This is a genomic window from Methanocalculus natronophilus, assembly GCF_038751955.1.
Classification (GTDB): domain Archaea; phylum Halobacteriota; class Methanomicrobia; order Methanomicrobiales; family Methanocorpusculaceae; genus Methanocalculus; species Methanocalculus natronophilus.
The window spans coordinates 1-525 of the sequence record NZ_JBCEXH010000124.1; the positions used below are offsets into that span (position 1 = coordinate 1).

Consider the following 525-nt stretch of genomic DNA (forward strand, 5'->3'; position numbering starts at 1 on the left):
AATTCAACGTATTCTTTAATTCCACCATCATAACGGTAAACTTCTTTATGGCCATCAGCGCTTCTCTCATCGCTAATGGTGAACTGAATCCCTTTATTCAAAAAGGCCATTTGTTGAATTCTTAAACGTAAGGTCTCATAGTCATAGTCTTCGCATTCACTGAACACTGAACCATCGGCTTTAAAACGAATCCGTGTTCCTGTTTTTTCAGTCGCACCACGCTCTTCTAAAGAACACTGCGTAACCCCTTTTTCATACCGTTGATAATACTCAATACCGTCTCTATGAATATTCACTTCAAACCATTCACTTAAAGCATTTACAACCGAAGCTCCAACCCCATGAAGTCCACCTGATACTTTATATGAATCACTATCAAATTTTCCCCCTGCATGCAGTGTGGTAAGGATGGTTTCAACCGCTGGTAGGCCTGTTTTAGGGTGTGTATCAACAGGGATCCCACGTCCATTATCAATGACTTCAATGATGTTATTGTCATAAATTCTTATATCAATGCTATCAGCG

1 protein-coding gene is annotated in these 525 nt (G+C 39.8%); it reads right to left on the reverse strand.

Annotated features, from left to right (window positions below):
• Positions 1–525, reverse strand: a 525-nt coding sequence (locus tag ABCO64_RS10815; protein WP_343089485.1) for an ATP-binding protein, incomplete at both ends; no start/stop codon positions are given.